The organism is Streptomyces sp. NBC_00310 (assembly GCF_036208085.1).
Lineage (GTDB): Bacteria > Actinomycetota > Actinomycetes > Streptomycetales > Streptomycetaceae > Streptomyces.
Map to the genome: position 1 here is coordinate 6,577,512 of NZ_CP130714.1, position 19,922 is coordinate 6,597,433.

Consider the following 19,922-nt stretch of genomic DNA (forward strand, 5'->3'; position numbering starts at 1 on the left):
GGCGAGGCCCAGGACCGGCGGTGGTCCTGGGCCTCGCGGGCGCGCCCGGTGGCACGGGCGCGCGGGGGAAGGTCAGCGGCAGTCGGCTGTTCCGTGGGTCAGCCGACGTTCTTGAGGACGGCCCGGTAGCCGGTCTTGGCGCCGAGGACGCTCTGCGCCTTGTAGGCGGGCTTGCCGAAGGACTTCACCTGCGGAACGGCGGCCCAGGAGGTGCTGGCGCCGAGGCCCTTCACGCTGACCCGGCCGGGCTTGATGGCGATGGCCGCGTTGACGTTGGTGACCTTGGCGGAGGCCTTGGTCCGCTTCGGGCCGTTGCCGGCCGTCGGGTAGCTGACGGTCAGGGTCTCGCTGGTGACCGGGATGCGGAAGATCTCCTGGGTCACCGTGAAGCTGACGGTGGTCGTGCGGTTCTTGTCCTTGGCGACGGAGGAGGACGCCTTGGTGACGAAGCGGACTTCCTTGTTGTACGGGTCGGTGATGCTGACCGGCCTGCCGACGGGCGCGGCCACCTTGCCGAGCAGCGCCTTGTAGATCTTGCGGTCCTGGAGGTCCTTCACGAAGATGGCCTGCTGGCCCTTGCTGAGACCCAGGAACCGCTTCAGCGTCTGCTGCGCCGCCGGCGTCTTCTGCGCCTTCAGGTACTTGGTGTAACCGGCGACGGTCAGCTTGACCGCGGGCTTCGCCGGCGCCTGCTCGGCGGCCTGGGCCGCGGGCGCGAGAACGGCGAGACCGGCGACCGTGGCGACGGCGGCGGTGGTCAGTCGGCCGGTGGTGGACGTAAGCATGTGTGGGCTCCCCGTGACGTGTGCGTTCAGCTGCGTCAACGACCCTACGAAGCCGGCCGGCTGTCGGAAATTGTCTCTCCAGCCACCACCCCGAAGGACAGTGCCCGAAAGGCCAACCTCTTGAAAGTGCACCGCCCGCCCGCCCCACCCACGCCTGCTGAGCGCCGCGTCAACGCGGCGCCCGCCCGGGATGGCGGCCCTCGCTCGGGATGGCGGCCTCGCTCGGGATGGCGGCCTCGCTCGGGACGGCGGCCCCGCCCGGGACGGCGGCCCCGCCCGGGACGGCGGCCCCGCCCGGCGGTCGCGGCCTCGTACGCGACCGCCGGGGCACACGCTCCCCTATGACGTGAGGGTCCTGGCCACCAGCCCCGCCGCCCTGGCCACCAGCGGGTTGTCCGTGGGGCCTGCGGGGTCGTGCTTCGTCGACAGGACCGACAGGACGAGGGGCGGACGGTCGGGGGGCCAGACGACGCCGACGTCGTTGGCGACTCCGTAGGGCGCCCCGCCGCCGGTCTTGTCCGCGAGCGTCCAGTCGGCGGGGAGACCCGCCCGGAAGCGCTGGACGTTGGTCGTGTTGGCGATCAGCCAGTCGGTCAGCAGTTCCCGGTCGTCGTCCGGCAGGGCCCGGCCGAGGAGGAGTCGCGCGTAGGTCTCGCCGATCGCCCGAGGAGTCGTGGTGTCGGTCCTCCGCCACGGCTCCGCCGAGTTCAGCTCGGGCTCCCAGCGGTCGAGGCGGGTCGTCCGGTCGCCGAGCGAGCGGCAGAAGCGGGTGATCGCGGTCGGTCCGCCCAGCTCGCGCAGCAGCAGGTTCGCCGCCCCGTTGTCGCTGTGCGAGACGGTGGCGGCGCACAGCTCCCCGACGGTCAGGCCGGCGGCGACGTTCTCGGCCGTGTTCGTGACGGGGCTGTAGCCCGCCGCCGTGACGTACTCCTTCGTGTAGTGGATCCGCCGGGCGAGGTACTCACCGTCGTGGTCGCGGTCCCGTAAAACCGCCCCCGCGGCGAGCGTCTTGAACACCGAGCAGATGGGGAACCGCTCGTCCGCGCGGTACGCCACCGTGCGCCCCGTGGCCGTGTCATGGGCGAAGATCCCCAGCCGCGCGGCGTACTCCCGCTCCAGCTCACCCAGTTGCCGGGAGAGCTCCGCGTCACCGGGAGCCGAGGCGTGCGCCGTACCGGTGCCGAGAGTGCCGAGAGCGCCGAGAGCACCCAGGCCGCTCAGGCCGCCGAGGCCGCCGAGGCCGAGCACCGTACGACGGCGGGGGCGTGATCCCGTGGTTTCCAAGGTTTTCTCCGTACGTGGTCGTGATCTCTGTCCGACTCCGGAGACGCAACCGTCGCAGGACCGGTTTCCCTTCACAGCAGTGTCGGCTCACAGCAGTGTCGGCGCGTGGAACTCCCCGAGGCCCGTGCCGAGGTCGCGGTCCAGCCAGTAGCGGCGGGGCTCCGCGAGCATGACGTCCACGCCGGTGGTGAGGAGCCCGGGGATCTCGGCCAGCTCGTGGTCGACGAAGGCCGCCAGGGCGGAGCGGTCGCCGACCAGGCCGGTGGCGAGGACGGACATGTCGCTGGCCACGTGGGCGACGAGACGGGTCTGGGGGAGCCGGTCGATGCGGCGCATGACGTCGGGGGTCTCGCCGGGGGCGACCCGCAGCCGGAGGATGAACGGCGTCCGGAAGCCCAGCCACTCCGACACGATCTCCAGGCGGGGCTGGACCCAGCGTTCGTCCAGGACCCGGCGGACGACGCGGTGCGCGGTGGAGGTGGCCAGCCCCGACGCCCGTCCGATGCTCGCGGAGGACGCCCGGCCGTCCTGGATCAGCTGGGCGACGACGGTGCGTTCGGCCTCGCTGAGCGGCTTGGCGGGGGGCGTCGCGGTCGCGGTGCCCTCCGCCCGGCCCCCCGTGAGCTTCAGCAGCTCGGCCCGTTCGGCGTCGGTCAGGAACTGCGGGTCCCAGGTGATGCCCCGGCGCAGGGTGCTGAGCGCGGGCAGCGCGTTGACGCGGCGCACGCCGGGGACGGAGAACATCCGGTCGATCGCCTCGCTGGTGGCCGCCTCCGAGGGGGCGTGCACGACGGCGTAGAGCGGGTAGTCGCCGGAGATCTGCGCCAGGAGCTGGAGGTGGGGCAGGTTCCGGAGGCGGTCCAGGACGGCCAGCGGGGTCTCGCCGGTGATGTCCAGGAAGACGTGCACGGGCATCGCCGTGGAGTGCATGCCCCAGTCGGCCTGCCCGATGACACGGACCATCCGGGCCTCGTGCAACCGGTCGTAACGGCGTTTGAGGGTGCCGGCGTCGGCGGACAGGATCCCGCCGATGTCGTCCCAGGTCGCCCTGGGCGCCAGGTGCAGGGCCCCGATGAGGCGCCGGTCGAGCTCGTCGAGGAGAGGGCGGGTCATGCTGCCCCACCTTAGATCCACCCCACCTCGAATCCACCCCGCCCCGGTGTGCCGATTAATCCCGCTGTTACGTCGAGAGGCTAGGAAATCTCCCACGATCCTGCCATCGTGTGCGGGAACATCCCTCTCCAGTGTGCGAAGAGGTACCGATGAGCACCACCTCCGCCCAGCCACAGCCGCCCGACCTGCCCGACCCGACCGACCCGGCCGCGCCGACCGGTTCGCCCGCTCCGGCCGACCCGCCTGATGCGCCAGGCCTGACCGATGCGCCCGCCCTGACCGACCCGCCCGACCCGCCCGGTTCGCCCGCCCCGGCCGACCCGCCTGTTGCGCCCGCCCCGGCCGATGCGCCCGCCCCGGCCGATGCGGCCGAGCCCCGGTCGAAGGCCCTGCGCGCCGCGTTCCGGGGTTTCGCGGCGATAGAGACCGTCGGCAACAAACTCCCCCACCCGTTCTGGCTGTTCTGGATCCTCGCGGGCGTCGTCGCCGTCCTCAGCGCCGTGCTGGCGGCGGCCGGGGTCAGTGCCGTGCACCCCGGGACGGGCGAGAAGATCGAGGTGCTGAACCTGCTCAGCAGGGACGGCGTCACGATGGCCGTCGAGGGGGCGGTCGAGAACTACGCGGCCTTCCCGCCCCTGGCCACCATCCTCACCGTGATGTTCGGCATCGCCGTCGCCGAGCGCAGCGGCCTCTTCTCGGCGCTCCTGCGCCGCATGGTGGCGCGCGTCCCCGGCAGGTATCTGACCTTCGCGCTGTCTATGACGGCCATGGTCAGCCATGTCGCCGGCGACGCCGCCTACGTCACCCTCATCCCGCTCGGCGCCCTCGTCTACCGCGCGGCGGGCCGCAGTCCCGTGCTCGGCTGCATCGTCGCGTACGTCTCCATCTCGGCCGGCTACGACGCCTCGCCGTCCCTCACCACCACCGACGTCCTGCTGTCGTCGATCTCGACCGCCGCCGCCCGCACCATCGACGCCGACCACGTCGTCAGCCCGGTCGCCAACTACTTCTTCGGGCTCGCCTCGTCGGTCCTCGTGGCCCTGGTGATCACCCTCGTCGTCGACAAGGTCCTCGCCCGTCGCCCCGACCTGGAGCCCGACGAGCCCGTCGCCGAGCTGAGCGCCGACGAGCTGAAGGCGATCGAGGTCACCCCGCGCCAGCGCCGCGCCCTGCGGGTGACCGGGCTGGTCGCGCTCGGCTATGCCGCCGTCCTGGCCGCCGCCATGATCCCCGCGTCCTCACCGCTGCGCGGCGCGCACGGCGGCATCGTCGACTCCCCGCTCATCAGCGGGATGGCCCTCGTCCTCGGCGTCTTCTTCGCCGTCCTCGGCACCGTCTACGGCCGGACGACCGGGACCTTCGCCGCCGCCCGTGACATCGTCGCCGCGATGGCCGACGGCACCCGGTCGATGGCGCCGATCCTCGTCCTGTTCTTCGCCATCTCCCAGTTCCTCGCCTACTTCAAGTGGACGAACATCGGCAACGTCCTCGCCGTCTCCGGCGCGGAGACGCTGCGCGACCTCAGGCTCGACGGCTGGACCGTGCTGGTCGGCATCGCCGTACTGATCACGCTGATGAACCTCCTCATCACCAGCGGTTCCGCGCTCTGGGCCCTGGCGGCACCCGTGTTCATCCCCATGCTGATGCTCATCGGCATCGAGCCCGAGGCCACCCAGGCCGTCTACCGCGTCGCCGACTCCGTCACCAACTGCGTCACCCCGATGAGCCCGTACTTCGTGATGGCGCTGGGCTTCGTCCAGCAGTACCGGAAGTCCGCCGGCATCGGCACGCTCGCCTCCTTCACGATCCCGATCGCCGCCGTCGTCTGGGTCGTCTGGATCGCGTTCTTCGTGGCCTGGTACCTGCTGGGCCTCCCCTTCGGCATCGGCTGACCCGCACCCCCCCCACGAACACGAGTGAGAAAGCAGACCATGACCGCATCGCACGCCGCCCGCGCCGCCGCCCTGACCGCCCGCGCCGAGGAGGTCGCGGACCGGATCGTCGCCGACATCCTGACCCTCGTCCGCCACGAGACCGGCAGCTACGACCTGTCCGCCCTCGCGTCCGGCCTCGACCTCCTGCGCGAGACGACGGTCGCCCGCCTCGGGCCGCCGGACCACGAACACCGCCACCCCGGCGGCGCGTACGGGGACACGCTCACCCTCACGTACACGGGCACCGGCGACGGCGCCGGGCACGTCGCCCTGGTGGGCCACTACGACACGGTGTGGCCGACGGGCACGCTGGCCGGCTGGGGGCAGCCGGAGACGACGGACGAGGACGGGCGGCCGCGGCTCGGCGGGCCGGGCATCTTCGACATGAAGACCGGTCTGGCGCAAGGGATCTGGGCCCTGAAGCTGGCCAGGGAGAGCGGCGCCCCGGTCCCCACGGTCACCTTCCTCTTCAACGGCGACGAGGAGATCGGCTCCCTCGCCTCCCGCCCGGTGATCGAGGAGACCGCCAAGAAGGTCGACGTCACCCTGGTTCTGGAGCCCACGGCGCACGGCGCGGTGAAGACCGCCCGCAAGGGCACCGGGATCTTCGAGGTCACGGCCACCGGCGTCGAGTCGCACGCCGGGCTCGCGCCGCAGGACGGGGCGAGCGCGATCCTGGCGCTGTCCGAGTTCGTGATCGCCGCCGCGGCCGTCGCCGCCCCCGAGCGGGGTACGACGATCAACACCGGCGTCGTCAGCGGTGGTTCGGCGGTCAACGTGGTCGCCGGCTCGGCCACCGCAGGTATCGACATCCGGGTCGGCAGCGAGGCCGAACAGGCCCGCGTGGACGCCGAGTTCGCGGCGATCCAGGTCAGCGACCCCCGCGTACGCATCGAGGTCGACCACGCCTGGAACCGCCCCCCGATGACCCTCAACGCCGCCTCCGCGCCCCTCCTCGACCTCGCCCGCGAGGTCGCCCGCGACCAGGGCCGCGGAGAGCTGCCCACCGCCGCCGTCGGCGGCGCCAGCGACGCCAACTTCGTCGCCGCCCTCGGCCTCCCCGTCCTCTGCGGCATGGGCGCCGTGGGAGACGGCGCGCACGCCCAGGGCGAGTACATCCACCCGGACACCGTCCCCGCCCAGACGGCCCTGGTCGCGGGCCTGCTGGTCCGCCTGACCCGGCCGCCGCGCGGCTGACGGGCGCCTGACGGGCGGCCGGACACGGGGCGGGACGGGCTCAGGACAGAACACGGCCTGTGCCTGTGCCTGTGCCTACGCCTTCGTCGTCGCCCGCGTCAGGTCTCCCAGACGCTCAGCCCGCCCTCGCTGTCCAGCAGGGCGGCCAGCTTTCCGTCCCGGGACAGGGCGAAGTCGTTGTAGTAGCCGGACTGTTGGAGCTGGGTCCCGGCCGGGCCGGTGGTCGGGCAGGCGAGCCGGCCGCGCCTGAGCCAGAGCAGGGTGCCCGTGTCCGTGCACACCAGACGCATCTGCGTCGCGCCCAGCCCTTCGAGGCTCTGCCGTTTACCCAAGGGGCTGCGGTGGACCTCCCGGTCGTCGGCCACGCTCCACACGACCACCTCCTCGAAGGTGATGCACCCGACGTGGCTGCCGGACGGCGAGACCGCGAGCCAGCACCCGGGATCGGGCAGCAGGGCCTGGAACAGGCGACTTCTGAGGTACGGCAGGCTGTTCTCGGTCTCCTTCAGGAGAATCGTGCCGCCTCGCCGGTGGATCTGGACACTTCTGGAGGTGGCCAGGGCGATCACCGAGCCGTCGGTGCTGATGGCACTGGCCGCGAGACCGGACGGGCAGGAGACCGACGCGATGGGCGCCCCGTCCTCGAAGCCGCGCACCGTCAGCTGTTTCCTGTCGTGCGTGGCCAGGACGTCCCCGCCGCTGGTGATCAGGAAGTGGTCGGCGGGGAGCCGGACTGGCTCCACCCGTTCCGCACCGCCCTCTTGGGGGAAGCGCAGGATGTCCAGTGCTCCCGGGCGTGCCACGACGACGCTGTGGGTCAGGGACGAGGCCAGAGCCTGGTGTCCGAGCCGGAGAGCGGGCGACGTCCCTCCGGCGCCGGGCAACTCGGTACCCGAGACGGTCCATCGCTTGACGGCGCCTTGGCCGTCCACGACGACGACGGTGTGGTCCGGCCCGAACCCGACGACTGCCCTGGTGTCCTGTACCCCGGTCGACGCCGTCCACAAGTGCGTACGCGGGGTCTGATTCGGGACGAATGTGATGGGGGGAGCCGCCCGCGGGGCCGCGAACACGGGATCGGCGAAGGAGTCCCTCCCCGGTTGCCGGGACGTGGCGTCCGGCCCGGTGCTCGCGGCGGTGCGCTTCAGCAACTCCCCGCCGGCATGGGCCGCCAGCCGAGCGAACCAGGCACGGCCCGACTCCGGGATGGAGCTGTACGACGTGAAAAGCAGGGCCCGTGCCTGGAGGCAGAGCAGGAACTGCGTCTCCCACTGGTCGCCCCAGCGACGCGCTCGCATGATCCGCAACGCCGTGTCCCGGACGGCGGTCACCCGTTGCACCGCCCTCGGAACGATGTCCGCGCGGTGTGTGGCGGACGGGTCCACGAGGAACCGGAGGAGTGCATGACGCTGCTCCGGTGGCAGCGAAGCCCGCACATAGGGCACGAGAGAGGCCAGCAGCAGGGTGGCGATGTCCATGCCGAGCGCTGACGAGTCCGAGAAGGTGCAGACGTCGATGAGGCGGTACTGGTCCGGCTGAGGTACGCCCTCCCAGTCCGGCACCAGGATGTTGTCCAGGTGCGGGTCGCCGTGGTTGCGCCCGGGAAGGATCCGCACGGTGGGATCCGGCAGCTCCGGGTGGCCGCCGGACACCATCAAGTAGGGGTTGGGCAGGGGCAGTCCGTCGCTGTAGATCCGCGGTGGCGAGTTGTCGAGGAGCCCAAGCTCTCCGCCCCAGGACTGGATCGTCCCGCCACTGGTCCAGGCGCCGTCGAGGTCCGCGCGCAGGAAGTCCGAGACGCGCACCGGTCGCGGGACCGTGCCGTGCGCCCGCTCCAGGGCCGGGCCGTTCCACTCCGTCAGCAGACCGCGGACGACCTCGGCGAGCACCTGGTTCAGCGCCTCGTCGCCCAGCGCGCTCGCCGGGCGGCTGCCGCGCAGACTGTGACCGGCGGGCTCCTGGAACATCACGGTCCGGCCGTCGGGCAGGGGGCGTGGATCGTCCGGCTGTCCGACCAGATGCCGTCGGGAGAAGTCGGGCACGGCGGCCCACGCCCTGCGCAGGGCGGCCGGCTCACGGGCGGACGGCCCCTTCGGCAGCACCTTGACGACGACCACCCGGGCCGGGGGCGCGACCTCCACCGCGAGCAGCACCGCGCCGGTGTACCCCTTGCCCGGCACGCTCCACAGCGGGCGCGGCAGCGACAGTTCCCCGGCCCCCGCTTCCCGCGCCCAGGCGGTGAGTTCGGCCAGTACGTCCGGCCCGCACTCCCGCTTGACGAAGGTCGCGTCTTCCTCCGGGACACGCACCACAGGGAACTCCTCAGGGAACTCCTCGACGGGACAAGGGGCATGCGGATACCGCACTGGAAACCACCGACAGAGCACACCGTGCGTCGGGCCAGTGGCACAGGGTGGCACGGCCACCGCGCATACATCCAGGAAATCTGCCTGGTTCACCCGCAAGTCCGTCGTCGGGCCCGTCACATGACGAGGGCGGGGTTCCCGGAACCCCGCCCGCAGCTCATGGAGTGTCAGCTCACGGCCAGACCAGACAGTACGGCTGGTGGCCCGCCTCGTGCAGACGGTGGCTGAAATCCTGCCATTCGTGGAGGAGTTGGTAGACGTTGAAGGCGTCGCGGGGGCCGCCGCGGTCCGGGACCGTCGACCAGATGAAGGCGGCCGCGCCGACCGCTTCCTCGCCGATGCCTCTGAGGGGGTCGACGACGGTCATCGGGAGCTTGACGACGGCGTAGTCGGGGTGGAGGACGACCAGTTCGAGCGGGGGCACCTTGTGGAGGGGGACGCCTTCGATGCCGGTCAGCACCATCGCGGCCATCGTCTCCGGCTTGATCTTGGTGAACATGCCGTTCATGCCGAGCTCGTCGCCGCCGAGTTCCTCGGGGCGCATCGAGATCGGGACACGGGCCGCGGTCGCGCCGTCGGGCGCGCCGAAGTATTTGTACGTCACCCCCACCCGACCACCATTCCCGCTCCCCGCCCGGAGCCGGTTGACCACGTGGTCCAGGCCGTCCACACGGTCCGCACTCTCGATGCGGTCCGTACGGTCCTTGCGCTCCGCGCGGCTCCTGCGCTCCGCGCGCGTCCTGCGATCCACCAGGTCGGGCCGGTCCATCCGGTCCGTCTGATCCATTCCGTCCACACGATTGACACGATCCACATGATCGGCACGATCCATACGGTCCATACCGTCCATACGGCTGCGCCGCCCGATCCGCTCAGGGCCGCCGCTCTGGATCCGGTCGGAACCATGGGACTGGACCCGGTCGGAACCGCTCTGGAGACGGTCGGCACCGGTCTCGGTCCGGCCGTCACCCGCTTCCGTACGGTCGGTGCGCTCAGCGCGGTCGGCATCGCCCCGCGCACCGTGTGAGTCGTGTGTGCCGTGTGCACCCTGCGGACCGTACACGCCCGGCTGACCCTGCGGGGTGTGCGGGGGCTGTGACCCCGGCGACCCCAGGGCCGGAGGTACGGGCGGAGCCGGTGGCACGGGTGGCGTCGGCGGTCCCGGCGGCGGCGCCGGCAGGGAACCCTGCGGCCCCGGCGACGCTCCCTGCGGGCCGGGCCCGGCCGATCCGCTCAGCTCGCCCGGTGTGCCGCGCTCCGAGGACCCGGTGCGGTCGGTCGACCCGCTCCGCTCCTGCCGGGTCTCCGCGGCCTCTTCCGCCTCGCGTCGGTGCCTGCCCCGCCGGGCACGACGAGGACCGAGGTCACCGGTCCCCTCGCCCAGTCCGCCACCGCGATGCATATCTCCACCCGAACGCATTTCTGGGCCACGTGACCCCCGCCGCGAAACCCGATCATCGTGTCAGTGACCTCCCCCGCGACCGCCCGCCGAAACGTGCGCGCAAACACCAGTCGGCAGGATCTTCGGAGCCTCTGACACCATGGCCTGTGTGAGCTATCCGTACGAAGCCCCAGTTTCGCAGACTCTTTTCGAGCGCGCGGCGGCCGTCACGCCCGGCGGCGTGAACTCTCCCGTGCGCGCCTTCCGCGCCGTGGGCGGTACGCCCCGGTTCATGGTGTCCGGTACCGGTCCTTATCTGACCGACGCCGATGGTCGCGAGTATGTCGATCTCGTGTGTTCGTGGGGTCCGATGATCCTCGGGCACTCCCGTCCCGAGGTCATCGCCGCCGTCCAGGACGCCGTCTCGCGGGGTACGTCCTTCGGTACGCCCGGTGAGGGCGAGGTCGCGCTCGCCGAGGAGATGGTGGACCGGGTCGGGCCGCTGGAGCAGGTGCGGCTCGTGTCCAGCGGGACCGAGGCCACCATGTCCGCGATCCGGCTCGCCCGCGGGTTCACCGGCCGCGCCAAGGTGGTGAAGTTCGCCGGGTGTTACCACGGTCACGTCGACTCGCTGCTCGCCGCGGCCGGGTCCGGGGTCGCCACCTTCGCCCTGCCCGACACCCCGGGCGTCACCGGCGCCCAGGCCGGCGACACCATCGTGCTGCCCTACAACGACCTCGACGCCGTGCGGGCCGCCTTCGCCGCGCACCCCGGCGAGATCGCCTGTGTCATCACCGAGGCCTCCCCGGGCAACATGGGCGTCGTGCCGCCGCTGCCGGGCTTCAACCAGGGCCTCAAGGACGTGTGCGCCGAGAACGGCGCCCTCTTCGTCTCCGACGAGGTCATGACCGGGTTCCGGACCAGCCGGGCCGGGTGGTTCGGGATCGACGGGGTCGTCCCGGACCTCATGACCTTCGGCAAGGTGATGGGCGGTGGCTTCCCCGCCGCCGCCTTCGGCGGGCGTGCCGACGTGATGGCGTACCTCGCGCCCGCCGGGCCCGTCTACCAGGCCGGCACGCTGTCCGGGAACCCGGTCGCGACCGCCGCCGGGCTCGCGCAGCTGCGGCTGCTGGACGACGCGGCGTACGACGTCGTCAATGCCGTGTCCCGCCAGGTCCAGGGCCTCGTCACCGACGCGCTCACCAAGGAAGGCGTCGCGCACACGCTGCAGAACGCCTCCAACATGTTCTCCGTGTTCTTCACGGACACGCCCGTGCGGAACTACGAGGAGGCCAAGGCGCAGGAGTCGTACCGCTTCAACGCCTTCTTCCACTCGATGCTGTCGCAGGGCGTCTATTTGCCGCCGTCGTCGTTCGAGTCGTGGTTCGTGTCGACCGCGCACGACGAGCGGGCGGTTCAGCGGATCGCCGACGCCCTTCCGGCGGCGGCGCGGGCAGCAGCGGAGGCTTCGGCAGCATGAGTGACATCACGGTCGTCCACCTGATGCGGCACGGCGAGGTCGCCAACCCGGACGGGATTCTGTACGGGCGTCTCGGCGGGTACCACCTCTCCGACCTCGGGCGCCGCATGGCCGACCGGGTCGCCGAACACCTGGCTCCCCGGGACGTCACGCACGTCGTCGCCTCCCCGCTGGAGCGGGCGCAGGAGACGGCGACGCCGATCGCCAAGGCGCACGGGCTCGACCTCGCCACCGACGCGCGGCTCATCGAGGCCGACAACGTCTTCCAGGGCAAGACCTTCGGTGTCGGCGACGGCGCGCTGAAGCGGCCGGAGAACTGGAAGCACCTGGTCAACCCCTTCAAGCCGTCGTGGGGTGAGCCGTACGTCGACCAGGTCGTCCGGATGATGGGGGCGCTCGACGCGGCGAAGGACGCGGCACGCGGGCACGAGGCCGTGCTCGTCTCCCATCAGCTGCCGATCTGGATCGTGCGGTCGTACGTCGAGAAGCGCCGCCTCTGGCACGATCCGCGCCGGCGGCAGTGCACGCTCGCGTCCCTGACCACGTTCACGTACCAGGGCGACAAGATCGTGTCCGTCGGCTACAGCGAGCCCGCGCGGGATCTCGTGCCGCCCCATCTCCTGGCCGGGGCCAAGCCGGTGAAGGGGAAGGACAAGGCTTTCGGGGCGTAGGGCGTAGGGCGTAGGGCGTAGGGCGGCGGGGGAGCCGCGGGGCCGTCGTGGCTGGTCGCGCGATTCCCCGCGCCTCTGAGGAAATCTGAATTTCCCCGGAGATCAAAAGGAACCACCGCCTCCTCTCATCCCTCTCAAACGGTGTGCTTCACGTGAACTGGTGCGTGAACTGGCCAAGGGGGATGTAATGCGCGAAATATCGCGAAGGGGGATGCTCGGGCTCGGTGCGGCCGTGGGGGCGGCCGCGGGGCTGGGGCTGACCGGGTGCGGTACGGGCCTCGGGGGCGAGCCGGGCGGCGCCGGTGGGTCCGGCGGTGGCGGCAAGGGCCCGGGGAAGAAGAAGCCGGGGAAGACGGCGAAGCCGCTGGGCGACGGGTCGACGACGTACACGGGGAAGCAGCCGAACCAGCCGGGGAAGCCGCAGCCGTTGGCGCCGGGCGAGACGCCGCCGCAGTTCGTGGTGTTCTCCTGGGACGGGGCCGGGGATGTCGGGAACGGCCTGTTCGAGCGGTTCCTGAAAGCCGGGCGGGACCACGACGCCCATATGACGTTCTTCCTCTCCGGGATCTATCTCCTCCCGGAGTCGAAGAAGCGCACGTACCTGCCGCCGAACAACGCGCCGGGCGCCTCCGACATCGGTTATCTGACGGACGAGCACATCAAGTCGACGCTGGGGCACCTGCGCACGGCCTGGCTCGACGGCCACGAGATAGGCACCCACTTCAACGGCCATTTCTGCGGCGGCACCGGCTCGGTCGGGAACTGGACGCCCAAGCAGTGGCGCAGTGAGATCGACCAGGCGAAGGCGTTTGTCAAGGAGTGGAAGACCAACAGCGGCTGGACCGACGTCGAACCGCTGCCCTTCGACTACGACAAGGAGCTGGTCGGCGGCCGGACGCCGTGTCTGATGGGGCAGGAGAACCTGCTGCCCACCGCGCGCGAGCTGGGCTGGCGCTACGACTCCTCCTCGCCCGGCGGCCTCCAGGTCTGGCCGGACAAGAAGCAGGGCCTGTGGGACCTGCCGTTGCAGTCCGTACCGTTCCCGGGCCGCGGCTTCGAGGTCCTGTCGATGGACTACAACATCATGTACAACCAGTCGCAGAACTCCACCCAGGCCCCGCCCGCCAACTACCCGGCCTACCGCACGCAGGCGACCGGCGCGTACGTCGCCGGGTTCCAGCGCGCGTACGAGACGAACCGGGCGCCGCTGTTCATAGGCAACCACTTCGAGGAGTGGAACGGCGGGGTCTACATGGACGCCGTCGAGGAGGCCCTCAAGCACATCGCGCGGGCCAAGGAGAAGGCGAAGGACGGGGAGATACGGATCGTCTCCTTCCGGCAGTTCGTGGACTGGATGGACGTCCAGACACCGGACGTGCTGGCCAAGCTCCGGACGCTCGGGGTCGGGCAGCGGCCGACGGGTGGGTGGAAGGAGTTCCTCGGGGCCGGATCGGCCGCCTGACCTCGCCCAACGACGGCGGCTGACCCCGCCGTAAGCCCTCGAAACGGGCATGCGAAACTTTTCACATGAGTGTCCGTACGAGCCGCAGTCGTGCCGCTTTGCTCTCGGCCAGGGCCGCCGCCCTGGCGCTGACGCTGTCCGCCTGCGCGGGCGGAGGTATCGAGGGCGGCGGCGGTGGGACCGGGTTCATCACCGGCTCCGACGGGATCGCCACGGTGAAGAAGGGGGACCGGGACACCGCGCCCGACCTCTCCGGCAAGACCATCGACGGCGACGAGCTCGACCTCTCGTCCTACAAGGGCAAGATCATCGTCCTGAACGTGTGGGGCTCCTGGTGCGCGCCGTGCCGTGCGGAGGCGCCCAACCTGGCGAAGGTCTCCGCGGACCTCGCCGACGAGGGCGTGCAGTTCGTCGGCATCAACACGCGGGACACCAGCACCCGGCCCGCGGTCGCCTTCGAGGAGCAGTACAAGGTCGACTACCCGAGCCTGTACGACCCCACCGGCAAGCTGCTGCTGCGCTTCGAGAAGGGCTCGCTCAACCCGCAGCTGATCCCCTCCACGCTGGTCATCGACCGGGACGGGAAACTCGCGGCGCGCACCCAGCAGGCGCTGAGCGAGGAGAAGCTGCGCAGGATGCTCAAGCCGATCCTCGCGGAGAAGTGACGTGCCGGGAACGCCCGTGCCGGCCACGGCCACCGCGCTGACCACGACCGCCGCCGACGTCACGTCGACGCTCACCGGCGGGGCCCTGCTGCTCGCCCTGCCGGTCGCCGTCCTCGGCGGGCTCGTCTCCTTCTTCTCGCCCTGCGTCCTGCCGCTCGTGCCCGGCTATCTGTCGTACGTCACCGGAGTCGGCGGCACCGACCTGGCCGACGCCCGCAAGGGGCGGATGGCGGCCGGGGCCGGGCTGTTCGTGCTCGGGTTCACGGCGGTGTTCGTCTCCAGCGGCGCGCTCTTCGGGTACTTCGGCCGGACCCTGCTGGAGCACCAGGACGTGCTCACCAAGGTGCTCGGCGTGCTCATGATCGTCATGGGTCTCTTCTTCATGGGGCTGATGCCCTGGCTGACCCAGCGGGAGTACCGCTTCCACACCAGGCCGACCACCGGTCTCGTGGGCGCCCCGCTGCTCGGCGCGCTGTTCGGCATCGGCTGGGTGCCCTGCATCGGCCCGACCCTCGCCACGGTCAACATCCTCGCCCTCGACCAGGCCAGCGCCGGCCGCGGGGCCCTGCTGATGGTGGCGTACTGTCTGGGGCTGGGCCTGCCCTTCGTGCTCGCCGCGGTGGCCTTCCGCAAGGCGCTCGGCGCCTTCGCCTGGGTCAAGCGGCACTACGTGTGGGTGCTGCGCGTCGGCGGCGGCATGATGATCACGATCGGACTGCTCATGCTGACCGGGGCCTGGGACCGCATCATTCAGGAGATGCAGGTCTGGACCGCCGGCTTCACCCCTGGGATCTGAGCCAATGACGACGACCGACTCCGGCAACCGCGAGAACACCGCCGCTCAGCGCGGGAGCGCCGCCGCCGACAACGACCTCGGTGCCGCCGGCTCGCAGCTCTCCACAGCCCCCCAGGAGGACGCCCCCAACCTGCCCTCGCTGGGCGTGATCGGCTGGGCCCGGTGGTTCTGGCGGCAGCTGACGTCCATGCGGGTCGCGCTGCTGCTGCTGTTCATGCTGTCGCTCGCGGCGATCCCCGGCTCGCTGATCCCGCAGTCGGGGCAGGACGAGAGCCAGGTCGCCGACTTCATGAAGCGGCACGACATCCTCGGGCCGGTCTACGAGAAGCTCGGGCTGTTCCACGTCTACAGCTCGGTGTGGTTCTCGGCGATCTACATCCTGCTCTTCGTCTCGCTCATCGGCTGCATCGTGCCCCGCACCTGGCAGTTCGTGGGCCAGCTGCGCGGCCGCCCGCCGGGCGCGCCCAAGCGGCTGACCCGGCTGCCCGCGTACGCGACCTGGCGCACGCAGGCCCCGCCGGAGCAGGTGCGCGAGGCCGCGCTGAAGGCGCTGAAGAAGCGCCGGTTCCGCGCGCACCTGGCCGGCGACGCGGTCGCCGCCGAGAAGGGCTATCTGCGGGAGGCGGGCAACCTCGCCTTCCACATCGCCCTGATCGTGATGCTCGTCGCCTTCGCCTGGGGCCAGCTCTACCGCTCCGAGGGCAACAAGCTGATCGTCGAGGGCGACGGTTTCGCCAACACCCTCACGCAGTACGACGACTTCAAGTCCGGCAACCTCTTCACCGCCGAGGACCTCAACCCGTTCAGCTTCGACCTCAAGAGCTTCCGGGGCACGTACGAGAACAGCGGGCCGAACAAGGGCACGCCGCGCGTCTACGAGGCCGCCATCGACTACGCGGTCGGCGCCGACGGCAAGGAGCGGTCGACCAAGATCGAGGTCAACAAGCCGCTGGAGATCGGCGACTCGAAGGTCTACCTCGTCAGCCACGGGTACGCCCCCGTCCTCACCATCAGGGACGGCAGGGGCAAGGTCGTCCTCGACGACGCCGTGCCGCTGCTGCCGCTGGACTCCAATGTCACCTCCACCGGTGCGATCAAGGTCATGGACGGTTACCGCGACGCCCAGGGCAAGTGGGACCAGCTCGGCATCCAGGCCTTCTTCCTCCCGACGTACGGCGGCAAGAACACCGCCGTGGTCTCGCAGTTCCCCGCGCTGCTGAGCCCCGTGCTCAACCTGGAGCCGTACCACGGTGATCTCCGGGTCAACGGGGGCATCCCGCAGAGCGTCTACCAGCTCGACAAGTCGAAGCTGAAGGGGTTCAAGGACTCCGAGGGCGCGCAGGTGCGGGAGAACCTGAGGATCGGCGAGTCCATGACGCTGCCGAACGGCGCGGGCACGATCACCTTCGACGGGGTCAAGGAGTGGGCCGGCTTCCAGGTCACCCAGCAGCCGGGCAGCGGATGGGCGCTCGGTGGAGCGATCACCGCGATCCTCGGTCTCGCCGGGTCGCTGTTCATCCAGCGCCGCCGGGTGTGGGTGCGGGCGGTGGCCGGGCCCGACGGGGTGACCGTCGTGGAGATGGCCGGGCTGGGGCGCAGTGAGTCGGCGAAGGTGCCGGAGGAGCTGGGTGACTTGGCCGCCGTCGTCCACGCCGAGGCGCCTACTGCTGCTGAGCCCGAGCCCGAGCCCGAGCCCGAGCCCGAGCCCGAGCCCGAGCCCGACGCCGACTTGAAGACCCCTACCCCCAACCCCCCAGCCGTGCCTTCCGAAGGGGCCGAGCAGTGATTCTCGCCGCCGCCACCAACGAAAACCTCGCGAATGTCAGCAATACGCTGATCTACTCCGCGATGGCCGTGTACACCCTGGCCTTCTTCGCGTACATCGCCGAATGGCTGTTCGGGAGCCGGAGCAAGGTGGGTCGTACGGCCGCCGCGCTGACGGCCGAGACGAAGGGCGCCAAGAAGGCGGACGCGCCCGCCGTGACCGTGAAGTCGGCCGGCGGGACCAGTGTGCTGGAGCGGCCGAAGGTGGTCGTGCGGGCCGCCGCCGGTGCGCGGGACGTGCCGGACGGGCCCGGGGCCCACGGCGGGGACGAGCAGGGCGACCTCTACGGCCGTATCGCCGTGTCCCTCACCGTGGTCGCCTTCCTCGTCGAATTCGGCGGGGTGCTCACGCGGGCTCTCTCGGTGCAGCGGGCGCCGTGGGGCAACATGTACGAGTTCAACATCACCTTCTCCACCGTGGCCGTCGGGGTGTACCTCGGGCTGCTCGCGCTGAAGAAGAACGTCCGCTGGCTCGGGCTTCCGCTCATCACGACGGTCCTCCTCGATCTCGGTCTCGCCGTCACTGTCTTGTACACCGCCAGCGACCAGTTGGTTCCCGCCCTCCACTCGTACTGGCTGTACATCCACGTCTCCACCGCGATCTTCTGCGGCGCCGTCTTCTACGTGGGCGCGGTCGGCACGATCCTGTACCTGTTCAAGGACTCCTACGAGAGCAAGCTCGCGAGCGGCGGCCGGCCCGGCCGGTTCGCGACCTCGGTCATGGAGCGGCTGCCCGCCTCGGCCTCGCTCGACAAGTTCTCGTACCGCGTCAACGCGGCCGTCTTCCCGCTGTGGACGTTCACGATCATCGCGGGCGCGATCTGGGCGGGCGACGCGTGGGGCCGCTACTGGGGCTGGGACCCCAAGGAGACCTGGTCGTTCATCACCTGGGTGTTCTACGCCTGCTACCTGCACGCCCGCGCCACGGCCGGCTGGAAGGGCCGCAAGGCCGCGTACATCGCGATCGCCGCCTTCGCCTGCTGGCTGTTCAACTACTACGGCGTCAACATCTTCGTCAGCGGCAAGCACTCCTACGCGGACGTCGGCTGACCACGGCGTAGCCCCGGGCGGCCCGCCGCCTCCCGTACAAACTCCGTATACCGAAGGCCGGTTCCCTTGTGACGTGGGTCACGGGAACCGGCCTTCGGCGTACGGACAGGGGGAGGACGTGGAGACGAATGACGGGGGCGGGGACATGGGGGACCGGCGTGAGGTGCGCGCGCGGATCAGGGACGGGGACGCGGGGGCCTTCGGGGAGGTCTTCGACGCGTACGCGCGGTCCGTCTACAACCACGCCTTCCGGCTGACGGGGGACTGGTCGACGGCCGAGGACGTGGTCTCGCTGACCTTTCTGGAGGCGTGGCGGCTGCGGGGGCGGCTGGACGCGGAGGGGGGTTCGCCGCGGCCCTGGCTGCTCGGCATCGCCACCAACGTGGCCCGCAACACCCGCCGCGCCCACCGGCGGCACTCCGCCGCCGTCGCGCGGCTGCCGAGACCCGAGGCCGTGTGGGACTTCGCCGACGAGGTCGCCGGGAACCTCGACGACCAGGCGTATCTGCGGGCCGTCCGCACGGCGGTGGACCGGCTGCGGCGGCCCGAGCGCGAGGTGCTCGCCCTGTGCGCCTGGGGCGGTCTCGACTACGCGGCCGCCGCCGAGGCCCTCGGCATCCCCGTCGGCACCGTACGCTCCCGGCTCTCCCGGGCCCGCGCGAAGCTCGCCGCGCAGCTCGGCGACCGGGAACCCGACGGCGGGCGCGGACAGACAAGAGGCGGCCACAGCCCCGTGGCCGGGCCCATCCAGGAGGGGAACCAGTGAACGACAAGCCGTCCCCCGAAGGCGTTCCGTCCTCCCCGGGCATCCCGCCCGCCGAGGACCGGGACCTCCCGCCGGGCCGTCACCGCGCCTTGAGGGAGCACCTGATGCGTGAGATCGAGAGCGGCGCCGAGAGCACGAAGAGCACCGGGAAGGTCAGGGGCGCCGAGGCCGCCGACGGCCCTGCTCCCGCCGACGGCCCCGCTCCCGCCGTACGGCGGTTCTGGCGGCGTCCCGCCTTCGTCGCGCCGGCCGTGGCGGCCGCGCTGACCGTCGCCGTGGTGGTCGGCGCCACCATGACCCAGAACGCCGCCGTGCCGCCGGAGCCGGGCGTGGACAGCGCGACCGGCCGGCGCGGTGGGACCCCGAGCGACGAGAGCGCTACCGCGCTGCTGGAGCGGGTCGCGGCGGCGGCCGACAAGCGGACGCTGCCCGAGGTGAGGGACGACCAGTTCGTCTACACCGAGCAGGAGGACTACCACTGGAAGGTGGACTTCGCCGGGCTGGGCGACGGCTGTGCCATGACCCTGGAAGGGCATCCGTCCGGCGTACGCGAGATCTGGGCGTCGGTCGACGGGCAGCGTGTCGGGCTGTCCCGGCAGTACGAGGACGACGACAAGGTGACGGACCAGCCCATCGCCAAGCAGTTGCCCAGCAGGAACGAGGTCAACTTCTTCCGGGAGGCGGAGGACGAACTGCCCACCGATCCCGAGGAGATGTACCGCTACCTGTACGGGCTGAAGTCCGGGGAGCGGCCCTCCGGCGAGGCGTCCGCCGACCGGGACGCCTTCGAGAAGGCCGCGGTGCTGCTGAGCCGGCAGCTTCTGCCGCCGAAGGTCGAGGCGGCGCTGTACCGGGCCGTCGCGCGGATCCCGGGGCTGACCGTGGAGAGCGGTTCCGAGGACGCGGCGGGCCGTACCGGGGTGTCGGTGGGTATCGAGGGCGCGTTCCCCGGGGACTTCGGCCAGGGCCGCTCCCGTCACGAACTGCTCTTCGACGTGCGGACGCTGGACTTCCTGGCCCTGAACTCGGTCAACCTCGACACCCGGGACGACCGTTGCGAGGTCCTCGACGTCGGCGACCTCGTGTCGTCGGTGGCCGTCCTGGAACGGGGTGTGGTGGACCGGACCGGTCAACGGCCGTGACGCCCC

17 protein-coding genes are annotated in these 19,922 nt (G+C 71.2%); 12 read left to right on the plus strand and 5 right to left on the minus strand.

Annotated elements, in window-relative coordinates; genetic code table 11:
* Positions 1 to 98 precede the first annotated feature (98 nt).
* The 3 genes from OG202_RS28795 to OG202_RS28805 all read right to left on the minus strand — a co-directional run bounded on the left by OG202_RS28795 (position 99) and on the right by OG202_RS28805 (position 3,182).
* On the minus strand, positions 99 to 785 hold the full coding sequence (locus OG202_RS28795) for a hypothetical protein (RefSeq protein WP_327728287.1): 687 nt from the start codon (positions 783 to 785) through the stop codon (positions 99 to 101).
* Between the two features lie 339 nt (positions 786 to 1,124).
* Positions 1,125 to 2,069 (minus strand): class A beta-lactamase, encoded by a 945-nt coding sequence (gene bla, locus OG202_RS28800; RefSeq protein WP_328223817.1) that lies wholly within the window; start codon positions 2,067 to 2,069, stop codon positions 1,125 to 1,127.
* Positions 2,070 to 2,156: 87 nt separating this feature from the next.
* Positions 2,157 to 3,182 carry an Lrp/AsnC family transcriptional regulator gene (locus tag OG202_RS28805; RefSeq protein ID WP_327728285.1) on the minus strand — a complete coding sequence of 342 codons (1,026 nt, stop codon included), beginning with the start codon at positions 3,180 to 3,182 and terminating at the stop codon, positions 2,157 to 2,159.
* A 149-nt stretch (positions 3,183 to 3,331) separates the two neighbouring features.
* Between OG202_RS28805 and OG202_RS28810 the strand changes: the two genes are divergently transcribed.
* Positions 3,332 to 5,074 carry an AbgT family transporter gene (locus tag OG202_RS28810; protein ID WP_328223818.1) on the plus strand — a complete coding sequence of 581 codons (1,743 nt, stop codon included), beginning with the start codon at positions 3,332 to 3,334 and terminating at the stop codon, positions 5,072 to 5,074.
* Positions 5,075 to 5,113: 39 nt separating this feature from the next.
* Positions 5,114 to 6,313 (plus strand): M20 family metallopeptidase, encoded by a 1,200-nt coding sequence (locus OG202_RS28815; protein ID WP_327728283.1) that lies wholly within the window; start codon positions 5,114 to 5,116, stop codon positions 6,311 to 6,313.
* A 98-nt stretch (positions 6,314 to 6,411) separates the two neighbouring features.
* Here OG202_RS28815 and OG202_RS28820 read toward each other — a convergent pair whose 3' ends face one another.
* Together OG202_RS28820 and OG202_RS28825 are read right to left on the minus strand one after the other, a co-directional pair.
* A complete protein-coding gene (locus OG202_RS28820; RefSeq protein WP_328223819.1) occupies positions 6,412 to 8,625 on the minus strand; it encodes a hypothetical protein in 2,214 nt (737 codons plus the stop codon).
* A 226-nt stretch (positions 8,626 to 8,851) separates the two neighbouring features.
* Positions 8,852 to 9,289, minus strand: a complete 438-nt coding sequence (locus tag OG202_RS28825; RefSeq protein WP_003974483.1) for a hypothetical protein — start codon at positions 9,287 to 9,289, stop codon at positions 8,852 to 8,854.
* A 294-nt stretch (positions 9,290 to 9,583) separates the two neighbouring features.
* On the opposite strand from OG202_RS28825, the gene OG202_RS28830 reads away from it, so the two are divergent.
* The 10 genes from OG202_RS28830 to OG202_RS28875 all read left to right on the plus strand — a co-directional run bounded on the left by OG202_RS28830 (position 9,584) and on the right by OG202_RS28875 (position 19,916).
* On the plus strand, positions 9,584 to 9,706 hold the full coding sequence (locus tag OG202_RS28830) for a hypothetical protein (protein WP_327728281.1): 123 nt from the start codon (positions 9,584 to 9,586) through the stop codon (positions 9,704 to 9,706).
* Positions 9,707 to 10,220: 514 nt separating this feature from the next.
* The gene (gene hemL, locus OG202_RS28835; protein ID WP_327728280.1) at positions 10,221 to 11,540 is read left to right on the plus strand and encodes a glutamate-1-semialdehyde 2,1-aminomutase; all 1,320 of its coding nucleotides are present in this window, start codon (positions 10,221 to 10,223) and stop codon (positions 11,538 to 11,540) included.
* Positions 11,537 to 12,211, plus strand: a complete 675-nt coding sequence (locus OG202_RS28840; RefSeq protein ID WP_326579153.1) for a histidine phosphatase family protein — start codon at positions 11,537 to 11,539, stop codon at positions 12,209 to 12,211. The genes hemL and OG202_RS28840 overlap by 4 nt, the downstream gene beginning before the upstream one ends.
* A gap of 187 nt (positions 12,212 to 12,398) precedes the next feature.
* On the plus strand, positions 12,399 to 13,673 hold the full coding sequence (locus OG202_RS28845; RefSeq protein ID WP_326579151.1) for a hypothetical protein: 1,275 nt from the start codon (positions 12,399 to 12,401) through the stop codon (positions 13,671 to 13,673).
* Between the two features lie 65 nt (positions 13,674 to 13,738).
* Entirely contained in the window at positions 13,739 to 14,338 is a 600-nt protein-coding gene (locus OG202_RS28850; protein ID WP_328223820.1) for a TlpA family protein disulfide reductase, read from the plus strand.
* A 1-nt stretch (position 14,339) separates the two neighbouring features.
* A complete protein-coding gene (locus OG202_RS28855) occupies positions 14,340 to 15,134 on the plus strand; it encodes a cytochrome c biogenesis CcdA family protein (RefSeq protein WP_405895214.1) in 795 nt (264 codons plus the stop codon).
* 4 nt (positions 15,135 to 15,138) lie between these two features.
* Positions 15,139 to 16,920 (plus strand): cytochrome c biogenesis protein ResB, encoded by a 1,782-nt coding sequence (gene resB, locus OG202_RS28860; protein WP_328223821.1) that lies wholly within the window; start codon positions 15,139 to 15,141, stop codon positions 16,918 to 16,920.
* Positions 16,917 to 18,008: a c-type cytochrome biogenesis protein CcsB gene (gene ccsB / locus OG202_RS28865; RefSeq protein ID WP_327728276.1), complete on the plus strand. Its 1,092-nt coding sequence runs from the start codon at positions 16,917 to 16,919 to the stop codon at positions 18,006 to 18,008. Before resB ends, ccsB begins: the two co-directional genes overlap by 4 nt.
* Before the next feature lie 145 nt (positions 18,009 to 18,153).
* Positions 18,154 to 18,774 (plus strand): RNA polymerase sigma factor, encoded by a 621-nt coding sequence (locus OG202_RS28870; protein ID WP_328224735.1) that lies wholly within the window; start codon positions 18,154 to 18,156, stop codon positions 18,772 to 18,774.
* A complete protein-coding gene (locus OG202_RS28875) occupies positions 18,771 to 19,916 on the plus strand; it encodes a CU044_5270 family protein (protein ID WP_328223822.1) in 1,146 nt (381 codons plus the stop codon). Before OG202_RS28870 ends, OG202_RS28875 begins: the two co-directional genes overlap by 4 nt.
* Positions 19,917 to 19,922 lie beyond the last annotated feature (6 nt).

Coding starts and splice junctions, on each gene's coding strand:
- OG202_RS28840 (WP_326579153.1), top strand. CDS start 11,537: ATGAGTGACATCACGGTCGTCCACCTGATGCGGCACGGCGAGGTCGCC.
- OG202_RS28845 (WP_326579151.1), top strand. CDS start 12,399: ATGCGCGAAATATCGCGAAGGGGGATGCTCGGGCTCGGTGCGGCCGTG.
- OG202_RS28830 (WP_327728281.1), top strand. CDS start 9,584: ATGGGACTGGACCCGGTCGGAACCGCTCTGGAGACGGTCGGCACCGGT.
- OG202_RS28870 (WP_328224735.1), top strand. CDS start 18,154: ATGGGGGACCGGCGTGAGGTGCGCGCGCGGATCAGGGACGGGGACGCG.
- hemL (WP_327728280.1), top strand. CDS start 10,221: ATGGCCTGTGTGAGCTATCCGTACGAAGCCCCAGTTTCGCAGACTCTT.
- OG202_RS28795 (WP_327728287.1), bottom strand. CDS start 785: ATGCTTACGTCCACCACCGGCCGACTGACCACCGCCGCCGTCGCCACG.
- OG202_RS28810 (WP_328223818.1), top strand. CDS start 3,332: ATGAGCACCACCTCCGCCCAGCCACAGCCGCCCGACCTGCCCGACCCG.
- OG202_RS28850 (WP_328223820.1), top strand. CDS start 13,739: ATGAGTGTCCGTACGAGCCGCAGTCGTGCCGCTTTGCTCTCGGCCAGG.
- OG202_RS28815 (WP_327728283.1), top strand. CDS start 5,114: ATGACCGCATCGCACGCCGCCCGCGCCGCCGCCCTGACCGCCCGCGCC.
- OG202_RS28805 (WP_327728285.1), bottom strand. CDS start 3,182: ATGACCCGCCCTCTCCTCGACGAGCTCGACCGGCGCCTCATCGGGGCC.
- resB (WP_328223821.1), top strand. CDS start 15,139: ATGACGACGACCGACTCCGGCAACCGCGAGAACACCGCCGCTCAGCGC.